Genomic DNA, 6,115 nt, shown 5'->3' on the forward strand with positions numbered 1-6,115 from the left:
TATGACAACCTCTATTTCAATGATAGATATTGCCGTGATAGCATTATCTATGGCGGTAATTGTTTGGTGGGCTTTAAAAAACGGAAAAAGCAGAGATTCTAAATCTTACTTTCTTGCCGGGCGTAGCATGTCCTGGGTAGTAGTAGGATTGTCCCTCTTTGCCGCGAGTATATCCAGCACAACCCTTATAGGACAAACAGGTGACGCCTATTCTACAGGCATAGCTGTTTTCAACTACAATCTGATGGGAGTCGTAGTGATGGTGTTCTTTGCCACTTTCCTACTCCCAATCTATATTAAAAGCGGTATTTTCACTATTCCCGAATTTTTGGAGCGCAGATTCGATGCCCGCTCCCGATATTATTTTTCGGCTATTTGTATATTAGGGAATGTATTTTTGGACGCAGCCACAGCCTTGTATGCGAGTGCTTTGATTGTCAAGTTGCTTGTGCCATCGGTCGAAATACAAACAATTGTCATTGTCTTTGCCCTGTTAGCCGCCTCGTATACAATTCCCGGTGGACTGTCGTCCGCCATCAACGCGGAGATCATTCAGGCTGTAATTTTAATCGCGGGATCCATCCTTCTTGCCGTATTCGTAACCATGAGTGGTGGTTTTGAATATTTCAAAGAACTCCTTACTTCCGGTGATTATATGACCAGGCTGATCCGCCCTATAGACGACGCATCCACTCCTTGGTTAGCGCTGCTGGTAGGAATGCCTATAACAGGTTTGTACTTTTGGGCAAATAATCAAACTCTGGTGCAAAGAGTACTGAGTGCCAAAAGCCTGAATGCTGGCCGCAACGGAGTAATGCTTAACGGAGGTATCACTCTGACCACCCTGTTTCTTTTCGCCATTCCGGGAGTCATGTCCCAAAAAATATTTCCGGGATTAGAGAGTCCCGATATGGTGTACCCGGCAATGATAATAAACCTGATGCCTGTGGGTCTGCTCGGGGTTATGATTGCTGTCCTTTTTGCAGCGCTCACATCTTCCCTCAGTGCCATAATGAATTCTACATCAACCTTATTTACGATGGATTTTTACAGCAAATTGAATAAAAAAGCAAGTGACAAACAATTGGTTAGAGTCGGAAAGATTGTAGCATTGGTCGTAATTATCATAGCTGCATTGTGGGCTCCTCAGATAGGACGTTTTGGGTCAATCTTAAAATACTATCAGGAAATGTTGGCTTATTTGTCACCTCCTATCGTGGCTTCGTTCATTGTAGGTGTCTTCTCGAAACGAGTGAACGCCCAAGGAGTATTTATCGGCTTAATCAGCGGCTTAGTGGTTGCCGTGCTATTACTTATTTTCAAAAACGATATTTTTGGAGATATGCATTTCCTGTTTATTGTCCCTCTATTATTTGTAATTAGCTTATTTGTGATGTATATATGCAGTCTGTTCTCCCCGGCTCCGGACAATAACAAACTGGAAGGAAATATTTTCACCGTAGCCCAATTTAAAGAGGAAACCCTAGAGTTGAAGAAAGTTAAGTGGCACGCTAATTATAGGGTATGGGGTTTAGTATTACTTTGTTTTTCAGCGCTAATGTTATTTGTTTTTTCATAAATCCCATTTTCGTCCCCCCTTATTATAGAAACAACTCAATGCTCCTGACAGGCATTTTTTCACCTGGCCGACAATCTGTTCCGCAGATACCCCGTAAAAAGACGCGCAGTGAAAAAGCCACATCCCCTCTGCCGGAAGTTCACGACAAACAAAACTCCAAGAACGTTTTGAGTTATTTTTTGTACTTTTGCATTTTGCTTCCCTCTTTTTGACGTCACGTCCGCCAGGCAAAAAAACGGAGGTGAAGCATCATCATAAAACAGGATAAGACCGCACAAGACGAGACAAGATGATCGTCGTTGCGTGCGGATTTCGTAGGATTAAACTCAAGTATGTTCGTATGGAGATTGCAAGCAAATACAACCCCGCAGAGGTAGAAAAGAAGTGGTATCAATATTGGATGGACAACAAATTGTTCCACTCCGAACCGGATAGCCGGGAACCCTATACCATCGTTATTCCGCCACCCAATGTCACCGGCGTATTGCACATGGGGCATATGCTCAATAACACTATCCAGGACGTGCTGGTACGCAGGGCGCGGATGCAGGGAAAAAACGCCTGCTGGGTGCCCGGCACCGATCATGCTTCCATCGCTACCGAAGCAAAAGTGGTGGACAGGCTGGCCGCGCGGGGTATCCAAAAGAATGAACTCAGCCGGGAAGAATTTCTGAAACACGCGTGGGACTGGACTCGCGAGCATGGAGGGATCATCCTGGAACAGTTGAAGAAGCTGGGGGCTTCCTGCGATTGGGACAGGACTGCTTTCACCATGGATGAGACCCGTTCTGAGAGCGTGCTAAAAGTATTTTGTGATCTACATGACAAAGGACTCATTTACCGCGGGGTAAGGATGGTCAACTGGGATCCAAAAGCCCTTACAGCACTTTCTGACGAGGAGGTGATCCATAAGGAAGTGACCGGCAAACTCTATTATCTGCGATATAAGATTGAGGGTGATCCCCACGGGGCTTATGCGGTGGTCGCCACTACCCGCCCCGAAACTATCATGGGTGATACGGCCATGTGCATCCATCCCGATGATCCCAAAAACAGCCACCTGAAAGGGAAAAAAGTCATTATCCCCTTAGTCGGCCGCGCTATTCCCGTAATTGAAGATGACTATGTGGATATCGAATTCGGTACCGGATGCCTGAAAGTGACCCCGGCACACGATGTGAACGACTATATGCTGGGGGAAAAGTACAACCTCCCGTCCATCGACATATTCAATCAGGACGGCACACTGAATGAAAATGGCGGCCGTTATGTGGGAATGGATCGTTTCGAGGTACGCAGGCAGATCGAAAAAGACCTGGAAGAAGCCGGACTATTGGAAAAAATGGAACCTTACACCAACAAAGTAGGCTTTTCGGAGCGCACCGACGCGATCATCGAACCGAAGCTCTCGATGCAATGGTTCCTGAAAATGGGCGACCTGGCACGCCCCGCCCTGGAAGCGGTGGAAGATGGGACCATCCGCTTCTATCCTGAAAAATATAAGAACACTTACCGCCACTGGATGGAAAACATCAAGGACTGGTGTATCAGTCGCCAGTTATGGTGGGGACACCGCATACCGGCTTACTTCCTCCCCCAGGGAGGATACGTGGTGGCCATGAGCCGGGAGGAGGCATTCGAAAAAGCGTTGGAAAGAGTGGATTATCCGCTATCGATCGACGACTTGAAACAGGACGAGGACGCGCTCGACACCTGGTTCTCTTCATGGCTGTGGCCTATTTCGGTATTCGACGGCATCAACCACCCCGATAACAAGGAGATCGCCTACTATTATCCCACAAGTGACCTGGTGACCGCTCCCGAAATCATTTTCTTCTGGGTGGCGCGCATGATTATGGCAGGATATGAATACCGCAAGGAACCCTGCTTCCGGAATGTGTACTTCACGGGGATCGTACGCGACAAACTGGGTCGCAAGATGTCCAAATCGCTCGGCAACTCACCGGATCCTATCGAACTGATGGAGAAGTACGGGGCTGACGGCGTACGCATGGGCATGCTGCTCACTTCCCCGGCCGGGAACGACCTTCCTTTCGATGAATCGGTCTGCGAACAGGGACGTAATTTCAACAACAAGATATGGAATGCCTTCCGCCTTATCAAAGGATGGCAGAGGGATGAGACCATCCCTCAGCCGGAAACGGCTAAGATCGCGGCTGAATGGTTCCGGAGCAAACTCTCCGAAACTATCGCCGAATTGGATGACCTCTTCTCCAAATATCGCCTTTCGGAAGCGTTGATGCTGCTTTACAAACTCTTTTGGGACGAGTTCTCCGCCTGGTACCTCGAAATGATAAAACCGGCCTATCAACAGCCTATCGACACGGAAACATATAAGATCACACTCTCTTATTTTGACGCGCTGATGCGGCTGCTGCACCCCTTCATGCCGTTTATTACCGAAGAGTTGTGGCAGGCTTTGTGCGACAGGAAGGCAGGTGAGAGCATCATGACCAGTCTTCAACCGAAACAGACTCCGGCAGACAAGGAACTACTGAACGATTTCGAAACACTGAAAGAGGTAGTGGCCGGTGTACGTACCATCCGTCTGGAAAAGAATATCCCCAACAAGGAACAATTGGAATTGCAGGTGACCGGTCAACACAACCATCAATATGATAGTGTGATTGCCAAGATATGCCGTCTTTCCTCGGTCATTTCTGTTTCTGAAAAGCAACCCGGAGCATCGGGTTTTCTGGTAGGGACTGTCGAATACAGTATTCCCCTGGCGGATAAAATGGATGTGGAAGCTGAGCTCCAGAAGTTGAAGGTGGAACTCTCCTATACCGAAGGTTTTTTACAGTCGGTATTAAAAAAACTGGCTAACGAACGGTTTGTACAGAATGCAAAACCTGAAATCGTGGAAGGGGAGCGCAAGAAACAGGCTGACGCCGAAAGTAAAATCGCCCTGCTGAAGGAGAATATCGCGGTATTGGAGAAATAAACAGAAGTTTACAGTTTCTATATCCGGGAGACCGGCGCTGCCCGGTCTCCCCCATTTAACGATAACACGGCTGAATAATGAGTGAACCCTTAACATGTATTCTGCCATATATCACTTCCTGTCTGGGAGAAAAAGTGGTGAACGCCAGACCGGTTTCCGGCGGGGATATTTCTTCGGCATACCGCGTTGACACTGAAACGCGACAATATTTCCTGAAAGTAAACAGCGCCTCTTTCGCCCTGGAAATGTTCTACTCCGAACGGGAGGGATTACAAGCTATCGGAGCAACCAAAACCATCGCCGTACCGCATGTCCACCTGGTAGATTCCATAGAGGGAAAAGCCTTCCTCCTGATGGATTTAGTGGAGAGCAAACGCCCGGCTTCCTCCGATCATCAACGCTTGGGTAGTCAATTGGCCCGATTACACCAATGCTCACAAGCAGACTTTGGATTTTCCTCAGATAATTTTATCGGCAGCCTGCCCCAACAAAATAACCCCCACGCCGACTGGGCAGAATTCTATTGGTTCGAGCGTATTCTCCCGCAGCTCCAATTGGCACTCAGAGACGGATTAATACAACGAAACATGATACCGGAAGAAGAGAGAGCCATCACCCTGTTCCGAGAAATTTCCGGCGATATAAAGCCTGCGTTGCTGCATGGCGACCTCTGGGGCGGCAACTACCTGATCGCAACGGACGGCACCCCTTACCTGATTGATCCCGCCGTATATTATGGCCACTCAATGGTTGACATTGCCATGAGCCGGCTCTTCGGCGGTTTCGGATCGGAGTTTTACGATGCCTATCACCAAATCATCCCCCAACCCGTTCATTACGACATCCAAATCGATCTGTACCAACTCTATTACCTGCTGGTACACCTCAACCTCTTCGGCAGCGGGTATTACTCTTCCGTCTCATCCATCCTGAAAAGATTTTTTTGAGATAAACATCAAATAAACTTGGTTTTCTGGCATAAAAGTAATTATTCAATAAATCAGTCAGTTTGACAACAACTGGAATTGAGACTGTCAATGCAGCGATAAAAAAACTCATGTAGAATAAAACACCATCACATTGCCAATCGTTCATCAAGGAGGAAATGCAATAATTACCCCCAAATCTTAGACAACAAGTATCATTAAAAAAAAGTATTAATTTTGTTGTCATGGTCAAGAGAAAAAGTTACAGTTCAGGCTTCAAAACGAAAGTCGTTTTAGAAGTCCTAAAAGAAAGGGAAACAGTGCAGGAGATCGCCCGCAAATACGAACTCCACCCAAGTCAGATCTCAACATGGAAGAGTCAATTTCCATCCAATGCGGATTCGATTTTCGCAAGGGGAGCAAGTAAACCTGAGGATGACAGGGAAAAGGACGCACTTTTCAAGAAAGTGGGCCAACTCCAGCCGAAGGTTGATTTCTTAAAAAAAGTATTGGGGAAATAGATAAAAAAAGGGGATGTCACAGATCTACAAGTCTCACCCATTGAGCTTTTCCCGCCAATGTGAGGTCTTGGATGTTCCCCGCGGCAGCTTCTACTATTCTCCCCGTGAAGAGGGCTCGTACAAT

At 47.2% G+C, this 6,115-nt stretch carries 4 protein-coding genes; all 4 read left to right on the plus strand.

Going from position 1 to position 6,115, the window contains the following annotated elements; all coding sequences use genetic code 11:
• Window position 1: 1 nt before the first annotated feature.
• The 4 genes from D7D25_RS15740 to D7D25_RS15755 all read left to right on the plus strand — a co-directional run bounded on the left by D7D25_RS15740 (window position 2) and on the right by D7D25_RS15755 (window position 5,991).
• On the plus strand, window positions 2-1,579 hold the full coding sequence (locus D7D25_RS15740; RefSeq protein WP_122969880.1) for a sodium:solute symporter: 1,578 nt from the start codon (window positions 2-4) through the stop codon (window positions 1,577-1,579).
• Window positions 1,580-1,919: 340 nt separating this feature from the next.
• A complete protein-coding gene (locus tag D7D25_RS15745; RefSeq protein WP_122969881.1) occupies window positions 1,920-4,544 on the plus strand; it encodes a valine--tRNA ligase in 2,625 nt (874 codons plus the stop codon).
• A 77-nt stretch (window positions 4,545-4,621) separates the two neighbouring features.
• The gene (locus tag D7D25_RS15750; RefSeq protein WP_122969882.1) at window positions 4,622-5,491 is read left to right on the plus strand and encodes a fructosamine kinase family protein; all 870 of its coding nucleotides are present in this window, start codon (window positions 4,622-4,624) and stop codon (window positions 5,489-5,491) included.
• A gap of 224 nt (window positions 5,492-5,715) precedes the next feature.
• Entirely contained in the window at window positions 5,716-5,991 is a 276-nt protein-coding gene (locus D7D25_RS15755) for a transposase (protein WP_122969883.1), read from the plus strand.
• Window positions 5,992-6,115 lie beyond the last annotated feature (124 nt).

Source organism: Proteiniphilum sp. X52 (genome assembly GCF_003712195.1).
GTDB lineage: Bacteria > Bacteroidota > Bacteroidia > Bacteroidales > Dysgonomonadaceae > Proteiniphilum.